This window comes from Citrobacter meridianamericanus (assembly GCF_041320245.1).
GTDB classification, from domain to species: domain Bacteria; phylum Pseudomonadota; class Gammaproteobacteria; order Enterobacterales; family Enterobacteriaceae; genus Citrobacter; species Citrobacter meridianamericanus.
The window spans coordinates 2,355,762-2,382,243 of sequence record NZ_CP101036.1; the positions used below are offsets into that span (position 1 = coordinate 2,355,762).

22 protein-coding genes and 1 pseudogene are annotated in these 26,482 nt (G+C 49.6%); 8 read left to right on the forward strand and 15 right to left on the reverse strand.

What is annotated here, in order from left to right:
* Positions 1–24: 24 nt before the first annotated feature.
* Together NMD08_RS11335 and NMD08_RS11340 are read left to right on the forward strand one after the other, a co-directional pair.
* Positions 25–1,128, forward strand: a pseudogene (locus NMD08_RS11335) (IS3 family transposase).
* A gap of 207 nt (positions 1,129–1,335) precedes the next feature.
* Positions 1,336–1,878 (forward strand): hypothetical protein, encoded by a 543-nt coding sequence (locus NMD08_RS11340; RefSeq protein ID WP_370620151.1) that lies wholly within the window; start codon positions 1,336–1,338, stop codon positions 1,876–1,878.
* Positions 1,879–2,094: 216 nt separating this feature from the next.
* On the opposite strand, the gene NMD08_RS11345 is transcribed toward NMD08_RS11340, so the two are convergent.
* Both NMD08_RS11345 and NMD08_RS11350 read right to left on the reverse strand, forming a co-directional pair.
* Positions 2,095–3,213 carry an acyltransferase family protein gene (locus tag NMD08_RS11345; RefSeq protein WP_252837662.1) on the reverse strand — a complete coding sequence of 373 codons (1,119 nt, stop codon included), beginning with the start codon at positions 3,211–3,213 and terminating at the stop codon, positions 2,095–2,097.
* A 418-nt stretch (positions 3,214–3,631) separates the two neighbouring features.
* Positions 3,632–3,973, reverse strand: a complete 342-nt coding sequence (locus NMD08_RS11350) for a DUF1971 domain-containing protein (protein WP_187258841.1) — start codon at positions 3,971–3,973, stop codon at positions 3,632–3,634.
* A 184-nt stretch (positions 3,974–4,157) separates the two neighbouring features.
* Between NMD08_RS11350 and kch the strand changes: the two genes are divergently transcribed.
* Complete coding sequence (gene kch / locus NMD08_RS11355) at positions 4,158–5,330, forward strand: voltage-gated potassium channel protein (RefSeq protein WP_151219445.1); 1,173 nt, start codon at positions 4,158–4,160, stop codon at positions 5,328–5,330.
* Positions 5,331–5,472: 142 nt separating this feature from the next.
* On the opposite strand, the gene NMD08_RS11360 is transcribed toward kch, so the two are convergent.
* From NMD08_RS11360 to nhaB, 6 genes are all read right to left on the reverse strand, one after another.
* Positions 5,473–6,186, reverse strand: coding sequence for an MgtC/SapB family protein (locus NMD08_RS11360; RefSeq protein WP_210905186.1), 714 nt, complete (start codon positions 6,184–6,186; stop codon positions 5,473–5,475).
* 63 nt (positions 6,187–6,249) lie between these two features.
* Entirely contained in the window at positions 6,250–7,233 is a 984-nt protein-coding gene (locus tag NMD08_RS11365; RefSeq protein WP_370620206.1) for a nucleoside hydrolase, read from the reverse strand.
* Between the two features lie 10 nt (positions 7,234–7,243).
* Positions 7,244–8,275, reverse strand: coding sequence for a LacI family DNA-binding transcriptional regulator (locus tag NMD08_RS11370; RefSeq protein WP_151219444.1), 1,032 nt, complete (start codon positions 8,273–8,275; stop codon positions 7,244–7,246).
* 106 nt (positions 8,276–8,381) lie between these two features.
* Complete coding sequence (locus NMD08_RS11375) at positions 8,382–9,776, reverse strand: MFS transporter (protein ID WP_151219443.1); 1,395 nt, start codon at positions 9,774–9,776, stop codon at positions 8,382–8,384.
* Positions 9,777–10,266: 490 nt separating this feature from the next.
* Positions 10,267–10,797: a disulfide bond formation protein DsbB gene (gene dsbB, locus NMD08_RS11380; RefSeq protein ID WP_370620152.1), complete on the reverse strand. Its 531-nt coding sequence runs from the start codon at positions 10,795–10,797 to the stop codon at positions 10,267–10,269.
* Positions 10,798–10,938: 141 nt separating this feature from the next.
* Complete coding sequence (gene nhaB / locus NMD08_RS11385) at positions 10,939–12,483, reverse strand: Na(+)/H(+) antiporter NhaB (protein WP_286544655.1); 1,545 nt, start codon at positions 12,481–12,483, stop codon at positions 10,939–10,941.
* Positions 12,484–12,719: 236 nt separating this feature from the next.
* On the opposite strand from nhaB, the gene fadR reads away from it, so the two are divergent.
* Entirely contained in the window at positions 12,720–13,439 is a 720-nt protein-coding gene (gene fadR / locus NMD08_RS11390; RefSeq protein WP_252837660.1) for a fatty acid metabolism transcriptional regulator FadR, read from the forward strand.
* Between the two features lie 31 nt (positions 13,440–13,470).
* On the opposite strand, the gene NMD08_RS11395 is transcribed toward fadR, so the two are convergent.
* Positions 13,471–15,003 (reverse strand): SpoVR family protein, encoded by a 1,533-nt coding sequence (locus NMD08_RS11395; protein WP_187252304.1) that lies wholly within the window; start codon positions 15,001–15,003, stop codon positions 13,471–13,473.
* 322 nt (positions 15,004–15,325) lie between these two features.
* On the opposite strand from NMD08_RS11395, the gene NMD08_RS11400 reads away from it, so the two are divergent.
* Positions 15,326–16,624 (forward strand): D-amino acid dehydrogenase, encoded by a 1,299-nt coding sequence (locus NMD08_RS11400; protein ID WP_370620153.1) that lies wholly within the window; start codon positions 15,326–15,328, stop codon positions 16,622–16,624.
* A 12-nt stretch (positions 16,625–16,636) separates the two neighbouring features.
* Positions 16,637–17,707 carry a catabolic alanine racemase DadX gene (gene dadX / locus NMD08_RS11405; protein ID WP_370620154.1) on the forward strand — a complete coding sequence of 357 codons (1,071 nt, stop codon included), beginning with the start codon at positions 16,637–16,639 and terminating at the stop codon, positions 17,705–17,707.
* Between the two features lie 104 nt (positions 17,708–17,811).
* Here dadX and NMD08_RS11410 read toward each other — a convergent pair whose 3' ends face one another.
* Positions 17,812–19,545 (reverse strand): potassium/proton antiporter, encoded by a 1,734-nt coding sequence (locus NMD08_RS11410; protein ID WP_151219438.1) that lies wholly within the window; start codon positions 19,543–19,545, stop codon positions 17,812–17,814.
* Between the two features lie 97 nt (positions 19,546–19,642).
* Positions 19,643–20,557, reverse strand: a complete 915-nt coding sequence (gene ldcA / locus NMD08_RS11415) for a muramoyltetrapeptide carboxypeptidase (RefSeq protein ID WP_286539811.1) — start codon at positions 20,555–20,557, stop codon at positions 19,643–19,645.
* Between the two features lie 98 nt (positions 20,558–20,655).
* On the opposite strand from ldcA, the gene emtA reads away from it, so the two are divergent.
* Entirely contained in the window at positions 20,656–21,267 is a 612-nt protein-coding gene (gene emtA, locus NMD08_RS11420) for a membrane-bound lytic murein transglycosylase EmtA (RefSeq protein WP_151225551.1), read from the forward strand.
* Between the two features lie 11 nt (positions 21,268–21,278).
* On the opposite strand, the gene ycgR is transcribed toward emtA, so the two are convergent.
* The gene (gene ycgR / locus NMD08_RS11425) at positions 21,279–22,013 is read right to left on the reverse strand and encodes a flagellar brake protein (protein ID WP_210905184.1); all 735 of its coding nucleotides are present in this window, start codon (positions 22,011–22,013) and stop codon (positions 21,279–21,281) included.
* Positions 22,014–22,214: 201 nt separating this feature from the next.
* On the opposite strand from ycgR, the gene NMD08_RS11430 reads away from it, so the two are divergent.
* Entirely contained in the window at positions 22,215–22,469 is a 255-nt protein-coding gene (locus tag NMD08_RS11430; RefSeq protein ID WP_151219512.1) for a GlsB/YeaQ/YmgE family stress response membrane protein, read from the forward strand.
* Positions 22,470–22,514: 45 nt separating this feature from the next.
* Here the strand turns inward: NMD08_RS11430 and NMD08_RS11435 are convergent, their stop codons facing one another.
* From NMD08_RS11435 to dhaL, 3 genes are all read right to left on the reverse strand, one after another.
* Complete coding sequence (locus NMD08_RS11435; RefSeq protein ID WP_210905183.1) at positions 22,515–24,227, reverse strand: alpha,alpha-trehalase; 1,713 nt, start codon at positions 24,225–24,227, stop codon at positions 22,515–22,517.
* 171 nt (positions 24,228–24,398) lie between these two features.
* Positions 24,399–25,829 carry a dihydroxyacetone kinase phosphoryl donor subunit DhaM gene (gene dhaM / locus NMD08_RS11440; protein ID WP_187258847.1) on the reverse strand — a complete coding sequence of 477 codons (1,431 nt, stop codon included), beginning with the start codon at positions 25,827–25,829 and terminating at the stop codon, positions 24,399–24,401.
* A gap of 10 nt (positions 25,830–25,839) precedes the next feature.
* Positions 25,840–26,472 carry a dihydroxyacetone kinase subunit DhaL gene (gene dhaL / locus NMD08_RS11445; protein ID WP_020996617.1) on the reverse strand — a complete coding sequence of 211 codons (633 nt, stop codon included), beginning with the start codon at positions 26,470–26,472 and terminating at the stop codon, positions 25,840–25,842.
* Between the last annotated feature and the right edge of the window lie 10 nt (positions 26,473–26,482).

Sequence of the window (26,482 nt, forward strand, 5' to 3'; positions counted from 1 at the left end):
AATCTGCCAACGAAGGAGATCGCTATGCGTAAAGCCCGTTTTACTGAGCATCAGATCATCGCTGTGATTAAGTCGGTTGAAACCGTACGAACTGTTAAAGATGTCTGCCGGGAGGCCGGTATTTCTGAAGCCACCTACTACAACTGGAAGTCCAGATACGGCGGCATGGAGGCTTCTGATATTAAAAAGATCAAAGATCTTGAGGACGAGAACCGACGTCTCAAACAGATGTTTGCCGACCTGAGCCTTGAGAACCGGGCGCTGAAAGACGTTATCGAAAAAAAGCTTTAAAACCAGCCTTTAAGCGTGAGTTGGTCACTCATCTGATAACGATATTTAGACTCAGTATCCGTCAGGCCTGCCGGAGTCTGAATCTGATCAGAACGGTTTACCATTACCGCCCGGATACCACGCGTGACGAACCCGTTATTGTCGCGTTACAGGCAGTGGCAGAGCGATACCTACGATACGGTTTTCCAAAACTTTTCCAGGTTTTGCGGCGGCAGGAACACCCGTGGAATCACAAAAGGATCCATCGTATTTATTGTCTGCTGAAGCTGAATTTTCGACGAAAGGGCAAACAGCGGTTGCCGCTGCGTAATCCTTCGCCACTGGCCACGCCGGAAGCGCTGAACCAGAGCTGGTCTGTCGATTTTATGCATGATGTCCTAGTCTGTGGCCGTCGTTTTCGCACGTTCAATGTCGTTGGTGACTTTAACCGTGAGGGGTTGTCGATTGAAATCGATCTGAATCTGCCAGCTCTGCGCGTGGTCCGTGTACTCGACAGGATTGCGGCAAATCGCGGCTATCCGGTCATGCTACGCATGGATAACGGTCCGGAATTTATCTCACTGGCACTGGCTGAATGGGCAGAGAAACATGCTGGAGTTTATCCAGCCGGGTAAGCCGACGCAGAACGCTTTTATTGAGCGCTTTAACCGAACATACCGTACAGAAATACTCGATTTTTATCTGTTCAAAAAGCTGAATGAAGTGCGGGAAATCACGGAAAAATGGGTTTCAGAATATAACTGTGAACGCCCTCATGAATCACTGAACAATATGACGCCGGAGGAATATCGGCAACACAATCATTTGGCCGGGATCTCAAAAAATGCATGGAACTAAAACGGGTCTATTTACAGGTGGACACAACTTTGCCACTATGAAAATATTCAATGTAGTAAAAATATTGAAAATTTCCAAATAATACCTACTCACGGTATTTTAGCTGATTGTGAATTTGGAACTGATAATGATCGTGGATCTTCTGCAAACACCTACATAAATTGCACTATAGAACATACTTCTGGTAGTGGGATTTGTGGTGTTTTTATGTCTAACTGTACATTTATAAATGAAACATCAGAAGGTAACAACATAGGTATTGAGTTTGGTCACGCAACAGATATTAGAAACCAGTCAACTGGTAATACAGTTATTGGAATGGATCTTGAGGTAAATACAGCTATTGATATTTTATTGCATAAAACAAAGTATGCTAACAATTTTATTGGCCTGAAAGTTGGTTATTCATCTCCTGCAATTCAGGTTCAGGGTTCATATGCTAATAGCTTCATTGGTGGCGTTAGTAGTGGTATTGATTTCAACTCTTTATCGCATGATAATAGAGTTATTGGTATGAGCCTTCTTGGTAATGATTCTATAATCGTTGACAATGGGACAAGAAATACATATGAGAAAATTTTCAACATTTCCTCTGGAACTCAAAAGGAAAGCACTGACCCTTATCCATCGCGTAGTAACAATACAGTTTCCGTAAATGGTACTGTGCAAATAAACCCATTTTTATCATCTTACTGCGTTGTATCAACTACTGGATCGCCAATTAATGTTACATCTGTCACAAAAAATTAGACGGTGCGATTATTGATATAACTATTCATAACATTTCTGGAGTTGATGAATTGACAGTAAACTGGTCTTCTGAATTCAGAGTTTCAGGAGGGACAAGTCCGGCAACAGGTCGTCACCGGTCTATAAGATTTGCTTATGATGCAAACTACGGATACTGGACCGCTATATCTATGAGTCAGTCAGATATTCAGAACTAATATTCAGGGGGGGGGCGAATTATGCCCCCTGATTTACCTTCCTCATATCTACTAGTTTACCAGGCCTACTCATGAATATCTTGTTTCTAATCTTGTTGGTAAGCATTCCTTCAATATATTTATGTGAAAGCCACGCAATACATATTGATAAAATTAGTAAAATAGTGAATCCGTAGGCATTGTGCATCACGCCTGGATTATTAGCCTCAACCTGCCATGAAATGTAACTACCTATCTGGTTATGAAGCAGATACCATGAGAAGGAAATATTACCAAGCATAACAAAGAAGGATGGTGTTATTCTGGTAATTACTCTATCGTTTATAACGAAAGTTACCAAAATAAAATAAGAGATAACTCCTGTTTTTAAGTTATAACCTTCAATCAATTTGTTATCTATTGCGTAAATAAAAATTAATGCAGTAAAAAATGAGAAAGCTAATTTTGTCTTGCAACTCCATTTTTCAGAATGTTTTACTGTATATCCTGCTAAAATACCAAGCACAAATTCAAATATAATAGGGTTAGTCAGAAAACTAAGAACAGGAGAGCCAGTTTCATAACCTGTAGTTGAAAGTGTAATCTTTCCGGTAATATAAAAACCTGCTATAGCTGTAGCTATTATCCAAAGTATAACCCCTGGTATTTTTTTGTTAAAAATAATACATAGCGCAAAAATCAAATAGAAATATAGTTCATAGTTTAGTGTCCACCTGATAACAAAAATACCACCAGCATCAATATAAAGTGGTGGGTATGCATCAACGAAAGGGGTGAAAGTTAATGCACTAATTATATTTTGCAACTTTCCAGGGTCAACAAAATAACCAACCTCCCACGTATAGTAAAATGCAATGAATAAAGCTATAAAATAAGTTGGTAATATTCTTGTAAGTCTCTCAACGGAAAAGAATAATGCATATTTTAAGCCTGATGGTTTTTTGCTTGTAATGTGGAACATTATGAATCCACTTATTACAAAAAATAAATCAACACCAGCAGAACCCCAAGAGAAATATTTATTAGGAATAGTTAAATCACCATACAATGGAGATAACCAAAATCTGTAGTGAAAAAGAACTACAGATAATGCAGCTAATCCTCTTAGTATTTGTACTGAGTTTAGTTTGTTGTTCACAATTAAACCAATTATGTTAATGTAATTGACATGATTATGCTATAAAAATTTATAGTTATCCATTATAAATTTTCCATATATGAGGCATGAGGCATGAGGCATAATGAAAATTCACTGCTTTATTAACTTGATACATCTCATCTGACAATGAACATAGCAACATAACACACAAAGCTTTCCATCGGTTTGCAAGGCTTTGTGCTTTTGGTGGGTTGGCTGTGTGATGGGGCATAGATGGGGCAAAAAATTAGCGCAAAACAACTCAAACCTCTGTAGGTGGTGATTCGTCTTGCGCTAACACTCTGCTTTACGACTGCTTTCTGCTCGCTTCGGCGCACTTTAAAATAATAATGCCGCCTATCCTGAACAAACCATCATGGGCGGACTAAGCCGCCCATCGACTAACCGGCGTTGAGGGTTAAGACTTTTTCGCCTGATACATCTCATCGGAGTGGTTATCATCTTCCACCCAGAAGTTAATGTTGAATTGCGCATCGTCGCTTAATTCAACGCGATGCCAGTACTGCGGTGGACTGGTCGCAAATTGACCGGCATTAATCACCACTTTCACTTCAGGCACTTTTGCGTCTTCATTAGCAAAGCCATAATACGTTACCGTACCTTCCATCACGCAGAGCTGCCCAAAGACGCCCTCTGCGGTGTTGTGGTGAGACAACAGTGCTGCCGGGACGTTATCTTTGGTGAAGAAGGGAGTAGAGCGTTTTACTTTCCAGGTTGCCGGGATGCGTAAATGGGACATAAGACATCTCCTTAATGTGGCATCTATAAGATGCATTAAATATGCATCTTATAGATGCCAGCAAGCAATGTCCAAGCGCTGTTTTTCATTGCATAGGCGGTTAGAAAAAGGAGCTTGTGCTTGAGATGAAGGTCTGGTTGGCATACCCTCCATTCTCATTTTTGAGGTTTTCTGGAGATTTTCGATGAAAACACTTTCTACCAGACTCAAATTTTTGTCTGTTTTCCTTACACCCAACTTGTGGCTTGCGACGCTGACGCTGTTTATTGGCAGCGTATTTCTCAGGCCACTCTTGACTCAGGTCTGGCATTTTTTGTTGCAGTCCACCGGACAGTTTTCTGGCTGGAAAGAGATTATCTCCACATTAGGGTTATTAACGCTACCGCAGGTGATGCTTGGCATTGCGATAGTGCTCATGAGTATCGGACTTTTTTTGCGTGCCAGAGTGGCATGGACGTTTACAATAATTCTTCTTATTGCCATAAGTCTTTTCAGCTTTTTAATGCCGAACAGTTCTTATCATATTGGGTTGCTGTCGGTAGTGGACTGTCTTTTTCTAATTTGGTTCTGGCGTGTTTTTAACCAGTCCAGCCTGGCTGCTGGAACACTGTTCGCGTTAGTGAGCTTCGTTTCGCTACTGCTTTATGCACTTTGTGGGTCACTCTATTTAGGAGAGGAGTTCAGGCCAGTAATAAGTGAGTTATCTGATGCGCTGTATTTTTCAACAGTAAGCATGTCCACTGTGGGTTATGGAGATATTGTTCCGGTAACATCGACTGCCCGACTATTTACAGTATCGATCATTATTCTCGGCATCACCGTCTTCGCAACTTCGATCAGTGCTATAATCGGTCCAATGCTCGGAGGGAACCTCCGGCGTATGATTAAAGGAAGAATTTCACACGTGATGCGTAAAAACCATATCATTATTATTGGCACTACCCCGCTTGCTGTCAGTGTTTATCATGGGCTTTGCGAACAAAATGAGAAGGTCACCGTAATAGTGCCTCCGGGCATTCCTCATGACTATCCAGAAAATGCTGACGTGATTGTTGGTGATCCATCTGATAATAAAGCGCTCAATAGTGCTGAAGCCGATAAGGCACGCTATATACTGGTTTTGCGCGATGATGACTCAGACAATGCTTTTATTGTGCTGGCGGCTAAAGAACTGGTCGGTAGTACAACAAAAATAATTGCTCTGGTGAATTCTGATGCGAACCTCAGCAAAATGAAACGAGTTCAGCCTGATATTATTTTTTCTTTACAAACACTTGCAAGAGAAATGCTGTTGCGGAAATTGAATGGTGAAAAAACAGACAACGCGAATCTTATGGATTTGCTTTTTCAGGAGTGAATATCTGCTACAAAAGCCAGGGCGCTTCCCTTCGTCGCGTTGTTTACTGTCAATCAGGGGGTAATTTTACTCGTTTTCCAGCCGGGTAACTTTTGATACCGCCTTTAACTTTAATCTGGTTTCTCGACCCTGTACAAAATAATTAGTGCTCCAGCGCGATAGCATAAACATGATCAATGGCAGACAGATTGCCGTAAAGTTCAGGTAAAGTTATTTTCTTCCTGATTATCACCTTAAGATTAACTTCGATTTTCCTCTTTTTTAGATCGCGAATAGTGATGTTCTCAATAACATTTTTTTGCTGATGAATACTGTCAATCAGCGTTTGTAGCCCCGATTTATCATCCAGGACAATTCGAATTTTAACTTTACCTGGTGACTGGTTTCGGGTTTGTAAAAAGATGACGAAATAGCTAAGTTTTATTGCCAGAAGGAATAATCCTGTTGCAAGTATGGCATGGAGATAAAAGCCAGCCCCACATGTAATTCCTATACCAGCAGAAGCCCAAACGATTGCTGCTGTCGTCAATCCGGATATCGCATCATCATGGCGATGCAGGATAACTCCTGCTCCCAGAAAGCCTACACCACTGATGACTTGAGCGGCAAGCCGCATAGGGTCGCTACGTATATTCATCGATATCTCAGCGTAATATTCGGCTGACTGAATCGAAACGATGGTCAGCACACAGCTGGCGACGGATATTATCACGCACGTTTTAAACCCGACTGGCTTCCCTTTTGATTCTCTTTCAAGTCCGAGGACTCCTCCCAGAAAAAATGCGGCACATATTTTACATAACGTAATTAAAAGGGATTCTCCTTCAGCGGATAAGAGGAGTGCCAACGCATTCATTTTTCCTCCGGAACAATATGAGCTTATATACTGTGCTAATACATTCTTTCCTGTTTCGGCATGCTACACATGATAGCGATGGATATAGTGTTCAATCAGTGAAAGAAGTTTTTGGTTATCAACAGACTGAAGAATTTCTATCATTACTCCTTTGGGCTCAGGTATTCCCACGTCGAGACGTAATATGTTACGTCCATAGCGACAGGTCATACCGCGGGTCAGTCCTTCAAGCGAGACATCCAGAAAGTCTTCTGTGGTTGTAGCGAGAGAGGAGTCAAGCAGCCAGGCGACTGTCAGCACATCGTGTATCCAGCATCCGGGCAGATTTCGGGTGCGCATAGAATACGTAATCCATGGGCGGATAGTTTGCTCCAGATAACGACCCAGAACGTTTTCTGCCGAAGCCAGACGATCTAAATCAGCATGGAGCATCTGCGTTTTTGTTGTGACATCCATAGGAACTAATGTTACTGGCGCTCCGCTGGTCAGCACGGCATGGGCTGCTTCTGGATCCAAACCAAAATTGGTGTCTTTCATATACCCTGGAACGTTAAACACACCGCCCATAATCACAATCTTTTTTACCGCATGAATAAGCTGCGGATAGAGTTGCAGCGCAATAGCCACATTAGTAAGCGGACCCGTTGCAATCAGAGTTATCTCGCCGGGGTTGTGACATATCAGCTCACCGATCGCTTCAGGCGCAATAGGTTTGGCGTGGCGAGATGCCTGAGGAGTGGGAACATCTTCCCAGAGTTGGCGTAAGCCAAAGTGCTCCACACCATGATCGAGCTTTTCTCTCCATGGCAAAGGATCTTCTCTGAGTGCACGTGAGGCGCCACAATAGACAGGGATTGGGACATCCAGTCTTTTTACGAGGTCTTTGGCTACAGCATATCCAACCTCAACCGGTGTATTTCCGGCTACGGTGGTGATCATTTCCAGAGAGATTTGCGGTGCGGCAATGGCGAGTGCCAGCGCGAGGCCATCATCGATATTGGCACCGGGAATCCCATTACCTGGATCGCAATCGATAATCACACGCATAGATTCACGTTTATCTGGTTTCGGATTGTACTTCATGTCCCTGGCAGCCACACGACTCTCCCACTTGTAAAAAAAACTCAAATTCAATGCGGCGAACTTCTCCATTCCAGTTTTTCAACATATCGATTGCCGCCCGGGCCATTTTGTCTACCGGTTGTCGAACGGCGGTTAGGGAAGGTACGTTGTAGGCCGATTCCTGTGTTGCGTTAAAGCAGACCAAAGCCACATCTTGTGGAACGTGGAGCCCTTGTTCTGCCAGTGCCCGTAAGCACCCAAGCGCTTGCTGCTCATTGGTAGCGAACAGCGCGCGTGGAGGCACTCCTTGTAACATGCGTTTCGTCGCCTCGTAGCCTCCGGCACGGGTATAGTTAGTCGAAAAGATCCAGGAGGGATTGACAGAGAGCGAGGATTCCTCCAATGCTAACTGCCATCCTTTGATACGATCCTGCGTGTTCAACATTTCACGTGGACCACAAATTATGCCAATGTCACGGTAACCGTGATCAATAAGATGTTGTGTGACCTGTCTGGCTGCTAGCTGTTCATCTACCTGAATCACACTCACATTCAGACTGGGATCTACACGATCCAACATGACACAAGGCGTACCGCTATCCTGAATCAGCTCAATATAGGGATGCCGATCTACACTGGTATAGATAAGTCCATCAACCTGACGATTCAGCATATTATTAATCAATTCTCGTTCACGTCCGCTATTGTCACCCGCATCACCAAGCAGAAGCACCTTGCCATCAGCAAATGCCTCATGTTGCAGGGCGTGTGCCATTGAGGCAATAAACGGGTTCGATATGTCAGGAGCAATGAGCCCGTAAGTATGTGTACTGCCTGAAGCGAGGGCTCGCGCTATACCATTGGGTCGATATCCCGTCTTTTTTATGGCCTGCAATACGCGTTGTCGGGTCGCTTCGGCCACCGGACGCGGACCATTATTAATAACGTAGCTCACTACAGCGACAGACGTTCCTGCTTCTTTCGCGACATCGGAGCGGGTTACACGTTGTGAATGTGATTGAGTCATAAGGCACCAACCTGATTTTGTTCAGAGTGTTCGTTTTGCCAGCCAGCATAAGGTGTTATGACCCAAAAATCTTTGGTAAAGAACGCGCATCCCACGCTCTCAGGTCTCAAATCGCATCCTCCGGCAGGTTGAGATCGCGACCGCGCGTTTCCGGAGCGAAGAAAGTCGTCACTAGTCCAATAGCAGCCATGAGCGAAAAATAGAGGGCAATAGGCCACCAGTGGCCGTAAAACGAGAGTAACGCTGAGGCGACGAGTGGGGCCGTACCGCCAGACATAATGGATCCCAGCTCTTTTGCGAAAGCCATTTTGGTATAACGGTTGGTTACACCAAACAGTTCAACTCCCCATGCCGCCTGAACCCCAAAAATTCCCAGGGAAGCGAGTCCCATTCCCGTAATAATTGTTGGGATAACAATCCACGGCTCGCGGGAATCCAGCAACATGAATGCCGGGAATGCATACAGGATAAGCAACAGACAAAACCAACGATAGGTGATACGTCTTCCAAACCGATCAGAAAGCCAACCTGCCAGTGGAATAATGGCAAACCCCAGAATTGAAGCGATAAAAACCGCCAAAGTGGGGACCGATTTATCAACCATCAGCACTTTGGCAACATAGCCAATAATGAATCCTTGTGCCAGGTAGGAGGGACCATTTTCGCCGATACGCAATCCGACCATAGTCCAGAACGCACGGGTGCGTTGCCAGAAACTACGCGTGTCGTGCTGCTGCATCTCCTCACCTTTACGAAGCGCATTCTCTCGTTCGGCCTGCAGGAGTGCTTTTTGACGTTCAAATACCGGCGTTTCACGCATATGACGCCGAATAAAGAGGGCGGTGGCGGCGATAAGGAAACTACAAAGAAAAGGAATACGCCACCCCCAACTTAATAAGGTGTCTTTATCCATTTGCAGCACGATGAGCCAAACCAATGAGGCCAACAACGTACCGCTATTTGAACCCAGGGCGATAATCGAAGAGACCAGACCGCGGCGTTTAACAGGGGCATATTCACCGAGCATGACGGTGCCGCCTGACAATTCTGCACCGGCGCCCAGCCCTTGGGAAAATCGTAAAATAACCAGACACACCGGCGCCCAAACGCCAATTTGCGCGTAGCTGGGAATTAAACCGATCAACATAGTTGATACGCCCATTAGCCCGATAGTGATAACCATCACAATTTTTCGGCCATGACGATCGCCGATCCAGCCGAATAACAGCGCGCCGATGGGACGGGCGATAAACCCAACGGAATAGGCAGCGAAGCTGGATAACAGCGCCATAACAGGCGTTGCTTCGGGAAAAAAGATGTCGCCAAATATAATGCCAGCTGCGAGGCCATACAGAGCGAAATCGGCATATTCCATTGTTGTGCCCAGCCAACAAGATAATGCCGCTCGCCAGAATTCGCGGCGTCCTTCAGGTGTTTCCAACCGTTGCTGTGCGGCTTGCTGACCGTCAGTTACGGGTACAGAGGATGAATGCGTGTTCATAAGAACTCCTTGACGTTATCTGCCAATAATTGCGCGCGCTTTAACTTTATCTATTCTACTCGGGTAGATATTGCATTTTTACTGCAGATTAATAGATCTACTCGGGTAGATAAACTAGTAGAAAGATTCCAAATTGAGGGGTAGATCACTTATAACGGAAAATTGTTACAGAAAATTGATCATCGGCATTCGATGCAGCGCGAGTTTTACCGGGCTAGCCGTTGCGGGGGAAAGTTACTCTCAACGACGTATTAGTATGCCGAGCTTAAGCTCTTCGCTTGAATCAGATTGTAAGCCGTTGTTGAACTCGTGCTGACTGATTGCAGCAAACTGATACGAAAGCCATTACGACGACATATTCTCTTAACCGGTAAAAAAAGCTCACAACGGTGACATTGTGAGCTTTCTGTACCTAAGATGGACGTCTTACGGATGTTTTATATTACAGTGCGTTAAACCAACGTTTAACGCTCCCGAATGCGCGTCTCTGTTAGCGACCGAAGAGGTCACGTTTTTTCGGTTTAAACGGCTGCGCTATGATTACCAGCACGGCGACCACCAGGTAGGCGGCGAAGATCCCCAACAGCCACTGCGGCATTTCCAGGGTTAAAAAAGACCACTGGCGTTCAGCACAGTCGCCGGAGGCTAAAAACACTTGCGGAAGCCATTTGTCCAGCGGCAGCCAGCTCGGGAAGCGGGCGGCAAAATCACAGGTCATAAACGGTGAAGGATAAAGCTGAATCATGGTGTGTTCATACGCCAACTGAAACCCGCGCCAGGCGCTGTAAATCCAGATAACCATCGCCACATAGCGCAGCGGCGTTTTTGGCGCGATAGCCCCTACCAGTCCCGCTCCCATTACACCGAATAATGCGCTACGTTCGTAGATACACAACACGCACGGTTTTAGCAGCATGACGTGCTGGAACCAAAGCGCGACGAGCTCCAGCGCAAAGGCGGTTAACGCCAACAATAACCATGCTCCACGACCTCGGGAGCACTGGTTTAAAAATCGCAACATAATCATTTCCCTGCAACATGCGTAGAGACCGCAGTTTAAACCAATTCAACTTATGCGCCACTAGCGGTAATTGAAAATTTGCGTAATCGGATATTTATCATGCAAAAAGTCAAACCGGGCAGTGATTTGCCCGGTTAATTGTTATGAAAGTGTAGCTAACCAGCCCGTTTGGGCCATCCACTCGGTCACCGGAACAAGTGTGAACTCTACGCAAAGCAGACCGACGAGTGTCAGAACAAGGGTATAAGGGAGAGCCATCCACACCATGCGGCCATAAGACAGGCGAATCAACGGTGCCAGCGCGGAGGTCAGCAGGAACAGGAATGCCGCCTGGCCGTTTGGCGTGGCCACGGAAGGCAGGTTGGTCCCGGTATTGATCGCCACCGCTAACAGTTCATATTGATTGAGGCTGATAGTTCCCTGTTCCAGCGCGGCTTTGGCCTCGTTAATGTAAATTGTGCCGACAAATACGTTATCAGAAATAGAAGACAGCAGGCCGTTGAAGAGGTAGAACAGCGTCAGTTGGGCATGTTCGGAGGATTGTAAAACAAACTGAATGATTGGCGAGAAAAGCTGTTGATCGATAATAACCGCAACAATTGAGAAGAACACAGTCAACAGGGCGGTGAAAGGCAGCGATTCGGTAAACGCTTTACCAATCGCATGTTCGTCAGTAACGCCAGTCAACGAGGTTGCCAGAATAATCACCGATAAACCAATTAATCCGACTTCCGCCAGATGCAGGGCCAGAGCAATCACCAGCCAGACACCAATAATCGCCTGGATAATCAGTTTGATTTTGTCCTGGCGAGTACGTTGCTTACGGCTCTGATCGTCAAACTGTTGCAGAACGTCACGCACGGTCTCCGGCAACGTATCGCCATAGCCAAACCAACGCAACTTCTCAACCAGCACACAGGTTAGCAGGCCGCAAATCAGCACCGGGACGGTGACCGGCGACATGCGCAGGAAGAAGTCACCAAAATGCCAGCCAGCTGCTTTGGCGATAATCAGGTTTTGCGGTTCGCCGACCATGGTCATCACGCCGCCTAACGCCGTACCGACACCCGCATGCATCATCAAACTGCGCAGAAAACCACGGAACTGCTCAAGAACGACCTTATGGTGCTGATCGATATGGCTGTCATCAAGCATATTATTGTCTTCCGTGCGGGAAGAGGCGACACGATGGTAGATACCATAAAAACCGACCGCTACGCTGATCACCACGGCCACGACGGTCAGCGCATCAAGAAATGCCGAGAGAAAGGCGGCGGCAACGCAAAATGCCAGTGACAGCAACGCCTTAGAGCGAATAGTGAGCAGCAAACGGGTGAAAATAAACAGCAGAAGCTGCTTCATAAAGTAGATGCCAGCCACCATAAACATCAGCAGCAAAAGCACTTCAAGGTTAGCGGCAACCTCTTCACGCACATGTGTAGCGCTGGTCATGCCAATCATGACTGCTTCTATGGCTAACAACCCGCCCGGCAGCAGCGGGTAGCATTTTAGCGCCATCGCCAGCGTAAAAATGAACTCGGCTACCAACAGCCAGCCCGCAATGAAGGGATTAATGAAGAAAATAATCGGGTTAACGACTAAGAAGATGAGTAGTGCAAGTTTGTACCAGTCAGGTGATTGACCTAAAAAATTGCGCCACATAGCGCGGCCCCATGATAGCTCCATGGTGATTTCCCTACCTTTAAAAATGAAATCATGTTTTTATGTTTGACCGCAAAGCTTAGCGGGAGGAGGGAGTACAGGCAAGCTATTCACGTGACGGGCAAGCCTGGTTGTACTTCAGCGTTATCTGGAAAATGAAGCCTTGATCCACTTTTTCTTCATTGCGTCAGCTATCAGCTATGTGACCCGTCTGGTATGATAACTGTAACTATGTTTTGCTGTGTAATGGAATTATCACTATGGTCATTAAGGCGCAAAGCCCGGCGGGGTTCGCGGAAGAGTACATCATTGAAAGTATCTGGAATAACCGCTTCCCACCTGGCACTATTTTGCCCGCTGAACGTGAACTCTCTGAACTTATTGGAGTGACACGTACCACGTTACGCGAGGTATTACAGCGTCTGGCGCGGGACGGTTGGTTGACCATTCAACACGGCAAACCGACGAAGGTGAATAACTTCTGGGAAACTTCGGGGCTGAATATCCTTGAAACGTTGGCGCGTCTCGATCATGAAAGTGTGCCGCAGCTGATCGATAATCTGCTGTCTGTGCGTACCAATATTTCGACAATCTTTATTCGCACCGCGTTTCGCCAGCATCCTGATAAAGCGCAGGAGGTCCTGGCAACGGCAAATCAGGTTGCCGACCACGCTGACGCCTTTGCCGATCTGGATTACAACATCTTTCGTGGACTGGCATTTGCCTCCGGCAACCCGATCTATGGTTTGATTCTCAATGGCATGAAAGGATTGTATACCCGCATTGGCCGTCATTACTTCGCCAATCCGGAGGCGCGCGCGCTGGCGCTGAGCTTCTACCGTAAGCTGTCAGAACTTTGTGAGCAAGGTGCTCATGAGCAGGTATATGATACGGTGCGTCGCTATGGTCACGATAGTGGCGAGATTTGGCATCGTATGCAGAAGAACTTGCCGGGCGACTTAGCCATTCAGGGCCGCTAATTAGAAACCCCTCATTTGAGGGGTTTTATTATTACAGACCGTTCATCCTCGGCGGGCAACGCTCCAGCAACTCTACGCTGCCATCTTCATTCTGCTGCTCCAGCATCACGTCAAAACCCCATAACCGGTGCACATGCTTCAGCACCTCTTTGCGTCCTTTATCCAGCGGAGCACGGTTATGCGGAATATAGCGCAAGGTGAGGGAGCGGTCGCCGCGTAGATCGACATTCCAGATTTGAATATTCGGCTCCAGGTTGCTCAGGTTATATTGCGACGACAACCGGTTACGAATTTCACGATACCCTTCCTCGTTATGAATCGCGGAAATCTCCAGATAGTTATGACGATCGTCATCCAGTACGGTGAACAGGCGGAAATCACGCATCACCTTCGGGGACAGAAACTGACTGATAAAACTTTCATCTTTGAAATCGCGCATCGCGAAATGCAGGGTTTCCAGCCAGTCGGATCCGGCTATATTTGGGAACCAGTATTTGTCCTCTTCGGTTGGCGACTGGCAAATACGTTTGATATCCTGGAACATGGCAAAACCGAGGGCATAAGGATTTATTCCGCTATACCACGGACTGTTGTATGGCGGTTGGAACACTACGTTGGTATGGCTATGCAGAAACTCCAGCATAAACCGTTCCGTGACTTTACCTTCATCATAAAGGTGGTTCAGGATGGTGTAATGCCAGAAAGTAGCCCAACCTTCGTTCATCACCTGTGTTTGTTTCTGCGGATAAAAATATTGGCTGACCTTGCGCACAATGCGCAGCACTTCGCGTTGCCAGGACTCCAGCAGCGGGGCGTTCTTCTCCATGAAGTACAGCAGGTTTTCCTGTGGCTCAGAGGGATAACGCCGGGCTTCCGCCACGCTTTTCTCTTCCTCTTTCTTCGGCAGCGTGCGCCACAACATATTCACCTGGCTTTGCAGATACTCTTCACGGCTTTTTTGCCGGGCTTTTTCTTCCTGTAGGGAGATTTTTTGCGGGCGTTTGTAACGGTCAACGCCGTAATTCATCAACGCATGACAGGAGTCGAGGAGCTTTTCGACTTCATCCACGCCATAGCGTTCTTCGCACTGGGTAATATAGTTTCGCGCGAAGATCAGGTAATCGACGATGGAACTGGCATCCGTCCAGCTACGAAACAGGTAGTTGTTTTTGAAAAAGGAGTTATGTCCATAGCAGGCATGCGCCATCACCAGCGCCTGCATGGTAATGGTGTTCTCCTCCATCAGATACGCGATACACGGATTGGAGTTAATAACAATCTCATAGGCCAGCCCCTGCTGACCATGCTTATACAAGCGTTCGGTTTCAATAAACTTTTTACCAAACGACCAGTGAGGATAGTTGATCGGCATCCCAACGCTGGAATACGCGTCCATCATCTGTTCGGAGGTGATCACCTCGATTTGGTGCGGGTAGGTATCCAGTCTGTAGAGTTTCGCCACGCGGTCTATTTCCGCCAGATACACATCCAGCAGATCAAACGTCCAGTCGGGTCCATCGCTTAACCGTGTGCTGTCCTTGTTCATGGAATCAATCGTAGCCATTCGCGCACCCTCATTGTTGGCGGCACTCTCTGTCTGGAGTACCTCATTTCAAGCATAGAACATGGTGTTAAAAAACGTGCTGTGGCAGAAATTTTTTCTTTGCGATTTCACGTTAGCGAGGCGTCGAAAAAAGGCATGGTTGCAAAATTTTATGCTGGATAAAAATAACGCGCAGCAGGAGATGCCAAAGCAAAGAGTTCCCTGCTGTTACTGCTATATGTGAGATAAGTCACCATAAAAAAGCCATATGTTGAATAATATTTTCAACTGAGTTATCAAGATGTAATTAGATGATTGTTCTTTTACTGTTAACGGAGTGGCTATGCGAGTTGTCATACTGGGAAGTGGTGTCGTTGGCGTGACCAGCGCCTGGTACTTAAGTCAGGCTGGACACGATGTCACCGTCATTGATCGTGAGCCCGGTCCGGCACTGGAAACCAGTGCCGCGAACGCGGGGCAAATCTCTCCAGGTTATGCAGCACCATGGGCGGCGCCAGGCGTACCGCTTAAAGCAATTAAATGGATGTTTCAGCGCCATGCTCCGCTGGCCATTCGCCTCGACGGGACGCAGTTCCAGTTGAAATGGATGTGGCAAATGCTGCGCAACTGCGACACCAGCCACTACATGGAAAACAAGGGGCGGATGGTGCGCCTGGCTGAATACAGCCGTGATTGCCTGAAAGCGCTGCGTGCCTCTACCGGTATCGAGTACGAAGGACGTCAGGGCGGAACGTTACAGCTGTTCCGTACCGCTCAACAGTATGAGAACGCCACCCGCGACATCGCCGTGCTCGAAGATGCGGGCGTACCCTATCAGCTCCTGGAAGCAAGCCGCCTGGCGGAAGTCGAACCGGCGCTGGCGGAAGTCGCGCACAAGCTGACCGGCGGTCTGCGTTTACCGAATGACGAAACCGGTGACTGCCAGCTGTTTACCCAGCGTCTGGCGCTGATGGCGGAGCAGGCGGGCGTTAAGTTTCGTTTTAACTCCCCGGTCGATAAGCTACTGAGCGATGGCGAGCAGATTTATGGCGTTCAGTGTGGCGAAGAGATAGTCAAAGCCGATGCCTATGTGATGGCGTTTGGCTCCTATTCCACGGCGATGCTGAAAGGGATCGTTGACATTCCGGTCTATCCGCTGAAGGGCTATTCTTTGACCATTCCGGTGGCGCAAGATGACGGTGCTCCGGTTTCAACTATCCTTGATGAAACCTACAAAATCGCCATTACCCGCTTTGATAACCGTATTCGCGTTGGCGGCATGGCGGAGATTGTGGGCTTCAATACTGAATTGCTACAACCCCGTCGTGAAACGCTGGAGATGGTTGTACGCGATCTCTTTCCACGCGGTGGGCATGTGGAACAGGCGACCTTCTGGACCGGGCTGCGTCCGATGACCCCGGACGGTACACCGGTGGTCGGGCGAACCCGTTTCAAGAATTTGCTGCTTAACACCGGGCACGGCACCCTGGGCTGGACAATGGCCTGCGGTTCGGGTCAGTTGCTCAGCGACATTCTCTCCGGTCGCACGCCGGCTATTCCTTACGACGATCTGAGCGTGGCGCGTTACAGTCCGGGGTTTACTCCGTCTCGTCCACGACATTTACATGGCGCACATAACTGATAAGGACGTGAGATGACCCGCCCGATACTGGCCAGCATTGACCTGCAGGCGTTGAAACAAAACCTGACCATTACCCGCCAGGCAGCGCCGGACGCCCGCGTCTGGTCGGTGGTGAAAGCTAATGCATACGGACACGGCATTGAACGTGTCTGGAATGCGCTGGGCACCACCGACGGTTTTGCCATGCTCAATCTTGAGGAAGCGATAACCCTGCGTGAACGAGGATGGAAAGGCCCGATACTTATGCTGGAGGGCTTTTTCCACGTCGATGATCTGATCGTGTATGACAAATATCGTCTGACCACCTGCGTGCACAGTAACTGGCAGCTAAAAGCGTTGCAGAATGCGCGCCTCAACGCGCCGCTGGATGTTTACCTGAAGGTGAACAGTGGTATGAACCGGCTGGGTTTCTTACCAGAGAGAGTATCAACAGTCTGGCAACAGCTGCGGGCAATGCCCAATGTCGGCGAAATGACATTAATGTCGCACTTTGCTGATGCGGAGCACCCGGAGGGGATCCAGGACGCCATGACGCGCATTGCCCGTGCGACAGAAGGGCTGGAATGCAAACGGTCGCTGTCCAATTCGGCCGCCACGCTGTGGCACCCTGAAGCGCATTACGATTGGGTTCGCCCTGGTATTATTTTGTACGGTGCATCGCCGTCGGGGCAATGGCGGGACATTGCCAATACCGGCCTCAAACCGGTAATGACCCTGAGCAGCGAGATAATCGGCATACAGACGTTGAAAGCCGGAGATCGGGTGGGCTACGGTGGACGCTATACCGCCAGCGGCGAGCAGCGTATTGGCATTGTGGCGACTGGCTATGCAGACGGTTATCCGCGCCATGCTCCAAGCGGAACGCCGGTGCTGGTGGATGGCGTTCGCACCGGTACGGTTGGAACGGTTTCAATGGATATGCTGGCGGTAGACCTGACGCCGTGCCCGCAGGCGGGGATAGGGACCCCAGTGGAGCTGTGGGGCAAAGAGATTAAAATTGACGACGTGGCCACTTCTGCCGGAACGGTGGGCTATGAGTTGATGTGTTCTCTGGCGCTGCGCGTACCGGTTGTGACAGTGTAACGTTTGCGGTGTGCCTGATGGCTCTGCACTGATTAGGCCTATGGAGTCATTGCATTTCATAGGCCGGGTAAGGCGGCGCCGCCACCCGGCAAAAAACATCCACGTTACTCATCTTCATCTTCAGCCACGCGAACACCAACTTTCAGCACTGCATTGTCTTCTTTCTCAGCTACAGTCCAGATCATGCCAGCAAATTCAACCTGGTCACCAACGACTGGCGCGGCGCCAAGCAGATGCTGGACAATTTCACCGAGTGTTTGCTGCTTATCGCGATACTCTGTGCCATCTTCCAGGCCATAAATCAGCGCCACATCGGCATATTTCGCGCTGGCTTCGAGAATGAAATCACCGAAGAAACGCTGATCTAACGACACCGGCGGCGACTGGCTGAACAGCTTGCCGAGAGCAGGGAGATCGCGTTCACGGCCAATGACACACAGAACGTCGCCTTCACGCAGGCGGGTACTGCCTGAAGGGTGAAACAGCACGTTGTCACGAAACAGGGCGGCAATTCGCGTCTCTTCTGGCATATGCAAGTCGCGCAGCGCGGCGCCTACACACCACTTATCCGCGCTGAGCTGGTAAACAAACTGCTCCCAGGGATTGTCCGGATGAATATCCAGACCAATGCGCGAAACGGGCCAGCCAACGGGAGGAACCACCACTTTGGCTTTTTTAGCCGCCCACGAAAGCGACGTTCCCTGAAACAGCAGCGAGATCAGTACCACGAAGAACGCGACGTTAAAAAACAGGCGCGCGTTTTCCAGGCCCGCCATCATTGGGAAGACGGCGAGGATGATCGGCACCGCGCCGCGCAAACCCACCCAACTGATGAAAATGCGCTCGCGCAGATTAAAGCCACGAAACGGCAGCAGTCCGGCAAAGACCGAAAGCGGGCGGGCAAGGAATATCATCCACGCAGACAAAATCAGCGCAGGGATTGCGATAGGTAGCAGGTCCGACGGCGTAACCAGTAGTCCAAGCACCAGGAACATGGCGATTTGCGCCAGCCAGGCCAAACCGTCGAAGTTTTGCAGAATGCCAAACCGGTTGCGGATTGGGCGATTACCCAGCAGAAAACCACACAGATAAACCGCCAGAATACCGCTGCCTTCCAGCGCGGTAGTCAGGGCAAAAATCAGGATCCCGCCGCTTAATGCCAGCAGCGGATAAAGCCCGGCAGGCAGTGAAATACGGTTAATCATTTGCTGAAGCAGGTAGCCGCCGCCGAGACCCAGTATGATGCCTAAGCCAAACTGCTGGATTATATGTACCGCAAACATCCAGCTTAAACCGGTCTCGTGATTTTGGATCATGGCGATAAGCGTAATGGTTAAAAACACCGCCATCGGGTCGTTACTACCGGATTCAATTTCCAGCGTCGAGCCCACACGTTCGTTGAGTCCTTTGCCGCCGAGCAGGGAGAAGACCGCTGCGGCATCGGTTGAGCCGACAATCGCGCCAATCAGCAGCCCTTCAATGAGATCCAGATGAAACAGCCATGCCGCCATCATGCCAGTGAGACCAGAGGTGATCAGCACACCCACGGTCGCCAGCGATAATGCCGGGCCCAAAGCGACGCGAAAAGAGCTGGCCTGGGTGCGCATCCCGCCATCAAGCAGGATAACCGCCAGCGCCAGGTTACTCACCATGTAGGCAAAAGGGTAGTTATCGAAAGGAATACCGCCCACGCCGTCGACGCCCGCCAACATACCGATAGCGAGAAATATCACCAGAATAGGGATACCAAGACGTGATGAAAATGAACTGAGTAAGATACTGCAGGTGACGAGAACGGAACCCAAAATAAAAAGGCTAATAATTGCTGCGGCATCCAACGTTCGGTTACTCCTGAATTACGCTGTTTCGTATTAACAAACCCTAACATAATAACGACAGAAACAGCGTTTAACTTAGCCCTGTTAGCCGCTTTTTTTACGATTTAAGTATCGGATGCCCACTTAAGGTGAGCTGAGTGCTGTTTTTATCATTTTTCAGCACCGCATTCGCCCCCAACGGTAGGGTTACGGTACGTTGTTCATGGCCAAAATCGAGGCCGCTGATTAATGGAACGGACAATCTGGCGCGCAGAAAATCACAAACTGAATCAAGATTGTAACCCGCGTCGTAATCATTAGGCGCGCTGCCGCTAAAACTGCCGAGAATAATCGCGTTTTGCCGGGCCAGTATGCCTGCGTGATACAATTGCAGCAGCATGCGCTCGATGCGAAACGGATGCTCGTTAATGTCTTCCAGTACCAAAATGCCGTTTTCGATAGCCGGCATCCACGGCGTACCCATCAGCGAAATGATCATCGCCAGATTTCCGCCCCATAGCGTCCCTTCAGTCGCACACTCGGGGCCGTTACCCTGCCATTCGAGGGTAAATTGGGCATTGCGTAAAGCTTGCCAGAAATGGAGCTCGGTAAAGGGGTTCATCTCTTCGGCGCCGAAATTAGCCGCCAGCATCGGGCCGCTGAAGCTAATCACATTACCCTGCGCCAGTAGACCACACTGGATCGCCGTAAAATCGCTGTGCCCACACAGCAGCAATGGGTTTTGTTGCTGGCGAGCCGCAAGTGCCTGCCAGTCAATATCTGCCAGCAAACGGCTCGCGCCATAGCCGCCACGTACCGCCATCACAATGGTATCAGGCGATTTCAGATTTACGAGCGAGTTTAAATCAGCCAAACGCTCTGCTTCTGTACCTGCAAAACGCTGACAGCGGCGCGCAATGACCGCTGTATTATCGACCTGATGACCGGCCTCAGTAAGACGCGCAAGCCCACGTAAGGCAGCCTGCTGGTTGATACAGTAGCCCGACGGGGCAATTAAGTGAAACCGGGACATGGCATTTCCTTGCTACAACTAAAACCAAATGTATATCATGCCGCGTAGGTATGTCGTTGTCACCTCAGCGACAGGTTCCGGCTATAAGGATAGATGACGTGAAATTGAGATGGTTTGCTTTTTTGGTTGTATTACTTGCGGGCTGTAGTTCAAAACAGGATTACAAAAATCCGCCATGGAATGCTGAAGTTCCGGTTAAACGCGCAATGCAATGGATGCCGATCAGTGAAAAAGCCGGAGCGGCCTGGGGTGTCAGTCCACAATTGATTACCGCCATTATCGCCATTGAATCAGGCGGTAACCCGAATGCGGTCAGTAAGTCTAATGCGATTGGTCTGATGCAGTTAAAAGCCTCGACTTCAGGCCGCGATGTTTATCGTCGTATGGGGTGGAGCGGAGAGCCGTCGACCAGCGAGTTGAAAAATCCAGAGCGCAATATCTCGATGGGGGCCGCCTACCTGAGCATTCTGGAGACCGGACCGCTGGCCGGGATCGAAGATCCGCAGGTGATGCAATATGCACTGGTGGTCTCGTACGCCAACGGCGCGGGCGCACTGCTGCGGACGTTCTCATCCGACAGGAAAAAAGCCATCAATAAGATCAACGATCTCAGCCCGGATGAATTTATTGAACATGTTGCGGATAATCATCCGGCGCCGCAGGCTCCGCGTTATATCTGGAAGCTTCAGCAAGCGCTGGATGCGATGTAACTCCGGGGATGCTAACCGCGCACCTTGTTCGACTTTTCCCGGGCTTCGCGCTCAAGGGAAAAAATAATCCGCTGTAAGTTCCGCTCCACCGCCGGGCCGACGTTGAGAAAACGAAAGCTCAGGCGGGGAGTGGTAATAGTTTCGTTTTTACTGTCGATAACTTTGCGTTCGCTAATGGAAATAAGCTGGGCGTCAACGTGATACACCCCCCATTGCTCCATGTTCAGCTCAACCTGCGAGAAACGCATGCCTTCTGTCAGGCCTTCCGGTTTTGCCGTTTCTAACAGCCCGCCCATACCACCGAGAGACAAATCGAATAAGCGAAAACACAGCGTACTGTTGTCCGGCATTTTTACCGTGCAGCGATAGGGGGGATGCAGTGGAGCACCGATGCGGAAATACTCCCGACGCTGGACGAACCACAGGGAAGGCGGCAACGATGAGATAAATGCTGGCAGCCGCTGATATTCGCCTTTCTTAAGCTGCGGCAGGGTGAATTCCACTTTGGCGCCCTGCGTTTCGGCGATAATCGAGATATGAGTGGCTCGCTGCACAGCCTGGTTTTCGTATTCCTGACTGCCAAAATCCATGATCAGTTCGTCCGGGCTGACCGCCAGTATTTTGCTGATGAACTGGCCACCTGACCAGGAGATACGCAGCGGAACCTGCTGCGAATTCAAGTCCCGGAGTACGCCTAACACCGCTAACGGATTTTGCTTCAGGAACTGCTCATTGTAGTTACTCACACCTAATGACTCCTGGATGCCTGGTTTATCGTTGGATTATCGGCATCAATCAACGGAACTTAATACAAATGAATGAAATTTTTTACCCACGCCAATGAATTCAGTCTGCGTGAAAACAACATATAACGATGGTTTGCCTATACTTTAAAGGCTGGCGCAAGAATGTCTTGCGCGTGCGTTCACTGGAAAGAGGGCCTGAAAATGGGAATTATTGCCTGGATTATTTTTGGTCTGATTGCGGGGGTTATCGCCAAACTGATTATGCCGGGGCGCGATGGCGGTGGATTTATCCTGACCTGTATTCTCGGTGTTGTCGGCGCTGTGGTCGGTGGATGGTTGGCAACGATGTTTGGTATCGGCGGTGATGTCAGCGGATTTAATCTCCACAGCTTCCTGGTGGCCGTGGTCGGCGCGATTATTGTGCTGGGTGTCTTCCGGCTTGTACGACGAGATTAATCGAACGGCCCCTCAAGGGGCCGTTTCTCTATAATAGAAAGTTGATTAAGGCGTCGGTTGAGTCTGTTTTTTAGGCTCAGCTGGTGTTGTACTTGCCGGGGTTGGTCGCGATGCGGGTACGCTGTCACAAGGCTTTTCTTTGGCGCAGATCAGGTCGAGCATTTTTAGCGTTACGCCGTTGGTCCAGCCAAAACCATCCTGCAACGGATATTCCCCACCACCACCGCCGGTACCTGTGGTGCTCACATCATACTTTTCAACCAGCTTTTGCTCACGATCGTAGGTGTGCTGCACGTTAGTGAGGAATCGCCAGGTCACGTCCATCGCAACGTCATCCTGGCCGTAATTCTGTAACCCGGATGCTGCGACCCACTGCAGCGGGGCCCAACCGTTGGGGGCATCCCACTGCTGACCGCTTTTCACCGATGTGGTAGCAAGGCCGCCGGGTTGTAGCAGATGCGCCTGGGTTGCCGCGGCCACTTTGCTGGCGCGATCTTTAGCCGCGGCATTGACATACAGCGGGAACAGGGCAGCGGCAGTGAGTTGGTTGCGTACTTTATGACTCTTCAGATCGTAGTCGGCATACCAGCCTTCTTTGCCGTTCCACAGATACTTTTCGATCCCTTTTTGTCGGGCATTGGCGAAGCCTTCATACTGTGCCGCTTTAGCATCATCACCTGCGGCTTTGCTGGCGAGGGCGATCATCTTTTCCATTTTGAACATCAATGCATTGAGATCGACCGGAACAATGCTGGTGGTTCGCAGGGTGCCTAATTGATTAGGGTTATCCATCCAGCGGGAACTAAAGTCCCAGCCAGAAGCAGCGGCAGAACGCAGATCGCGGTAGATTTCTGTGGCCGGTCGGTTCGGGTTGCTTTTAGCGGTGGCGATATCCTCCACCCAGGACTCTGGCCTTGGCGTATCGCGGTCATCCCAGTAGCGGTTCAAAATGGTGCCGTCATCCAGTTTTACCACGCGCTTATTCTGCTGACCGGGCTGGAGCGTGTCGACGCCTTCCATCCAGTATGTGTGCTCTTTGAGCATTTGCGGGAGGTATTTTTTCAGCGCGTCATCCCCGTCGTGCTGTGCCAGCAGCTCAACCATAAAGGCAAAGAACGGTGGTTGGGAACGGCTCAGATAGTAGGTGCGGTTGCCGTTAGGAATGTGTCCCCAGGCGTCTATCTCGTAAGCGAAGTTTGCCACCATGTCCGAGACCTTATCCCAGTGATTGCTTTCGGCAAGCCCCAGCATGGTGAAATAGCTGTCCCAATAGTATATTTCGCGAAATCGCCCGCCAGGCACCACATACGGCTCCGGAAGTGGCAACAGAGAGTCCCATTTTTCAGCGTCGGTTGTCGAACGGGTGAGGACCGGCCACAGTCCGTCAATGTGCTCGCGTAATGATTGCCCGGCCGGGGGAACGTATTTCTCGCCGTCTTTCGGCAAAGTGAAATTCACTTCCACAAAATGGCGTAAATCAAATCCGGATTGATTTTTCTGCATCCGGTAATCGGCAAGGATCATGAGAGGATCGCTGTTAGGAACCGCATCAGCAAAGGTTTTCTGGTCAGGAAACAGTTTGGCCGTTTGTATATCGTTAAACAGAGGTCCAAGCAGGATATCTGGCGGCTGCGGCGGAGCGGCTGGTGCGTCTTCTGCATTGACGGCAAAAGAGGAAAGGGCAAAAAAGGTACTGGCGAGTGTCAGTTTTATTGCAACAGAAAGCAGGCCTGGATGGCGAGTTGCAGGTGTTATCATCGGTTAATCTCCTTAGCGGCGTGCCAAAGTAGCGGCATTTACCATGAGAAAACCTTAGTTCAGGATCGACTGTTGCGTGTGATTGACGCCCCATTTTGCGAATAAACAGACATTTCCCGACGTGAGCAAACAGGATGCACACCCTTGGTTGGGAAGGGTGTGCAACCGTCATCAATCCGCGTGGGTGATTCGTTGCGTCACGCAGTCAAGAGTCAGGGCGTCACCCATTTTGATGCTATCAACAGCCTTGCCCTGCTGACATACGTAACACAACCCCATGGCACGGGCGATAATTGCCGGGTGGGAGGCATCGCTCCCGTCTCGCAGACAGACGCCCTGGACTGCCTTCGGATCGAGTTGCAGGATCGTAGATGGATAGATGACATCAGCGACCAGAATAGAAGGGCGAATGAAGGCGGGAATTTGCACGATCTCCCCCGTCAAATGCTGCAGCGAACGCGATAATAAATCTTCTATATCAATGTATCGGGCCTGCAGGTAGGGATCGTCGAGCTGTAAATACTGCTGGCTGAGATCGCTCAGCACGTGATGCCAGGCCCAGGCAGCGCTACACTGTGTCTCCTGCATTAAATCGCAGGCCATATCAAACAGATCGGGATCGTCCAACAGCGTGTGATGACCGGAGAAAATAGCGGCGATATCAGCGGAATATCGCTCTTCCGCAAGCGCGGTTAGTGCGCTTAAATCGTTCAGCGTGTTTTGGATAGCGACCCGTAATCGCTGCTGGTCTGCCTGAGGTGATGCTGTAGGCTGCTGGCTGACCTCTGGTGAGAACGGTGTATAACAGAATGCCGTTCCCGTTGCCTGTGGGGGGACCTGCGTGGCTACGTTATCAGCATTCGCGGGCTCGAGCGATTCACCAAAATTCTCTGCCGCCAGCCGTTTGAATGCGGCCAGCGCATCTTCTGCCTGTTCGCCCTTGGCAATCAGGCGCAGCATATCGTTACAGCGCACCTGCAGCAGAGCTATCTGATTCAGGCTATCAGGCACGACGCACTTGCCATTTTTCTCCAGCCACATGTCGGCGTTAAAGCCGGACAGCGCGGAAACCAGCCGTGAAGCTGGGCGAACGTGGATGCCGTTAGGGTTTTTCACCACAATGGCAACTGAACGTGCATCTGCATCGGGTACTAAGTCAGGAGACGTTGACTTTGCTGCAGATGGCGAAGGTAAACCCAATTGCTCACATTTGGCGTCGAGGGCGTTCATGGCATCACAAATGACCCGTTCGATATTCGCCCCTGCGGCAGCACTCACCGTTGCGGCCAGCGTGCCTTCAACCAGCGGCGCGGCACACAGACGCACTTTGGCGGCAATCGCAGGATCGAGCAGTTCCAGCGCGGTTTCCGCACTCAGTAGCGCACTCCCAATATCCATCATCACCAGCACGTGATCTGTGTCGGCTACGGACTCGATGGCTCCCATCACCTTAATAGGATCGGTGCCAATCGGATTCTCAGGATCGTCAATGCCTGCGGCAATGGCGATTTTGCAACCATCACCCATTAACATCTGCCGGGCTAGCGTGCCGACGCCTTCGCCCAACTGGGCGCTGTGAGAAACAATAACCAGGTTTACCATCGCTTTATCCTTACTCTCTGGACGCCTGAGCCAGCATTTGCATCATAAACATAACGGAGGTTGCGCCGGGATCCTGATGTCCAATGCTGCGCTCACCAAGATAGCTGGCGCGACCTTTGCGGGCCTGCATGGTGATGGTGCTTTGTGCAGCGGCTTCCGCTTGTTGGCTTGCTGCTTCCAGAGCCGCCTGGACGCTCAGCTTCTGCTCGCAGGACTGGCGTAAAGACTCCACTACCGGCAGCCAGACATCACACATGGTTTTGTCGCCAGGTTCAGCTTTACCGCGGCTAATCACACCCTCTGCGCCATCTCGCATCATTTGATATAACTCTTCAAGCGTCAGGCTTTGATGGGCCTGCGTTACCTGGGCGGCGCGGATAAAAAAGGTGCCAAACAGTGGACCACTGGCACCCCCGACGCTAGAGAGCAGTACCATGCCGGTATTTTTCAAAATAAAACCGATGTCTTTATCGGCGATGGACGGGAGCTTTTCGACGACTTTGCTAAAGCCACGATGCATGTTCAGACCGTGGTCGGCATCGCCGATTTCCCGATCGAGACCGGTGAGAAAATCACTTTCGGTGGTGAAAATTTCACCGCAGCGATAGAGCCAGTTAACAATCTGCGTTCTGTTGAGGGACATCATGAATCTC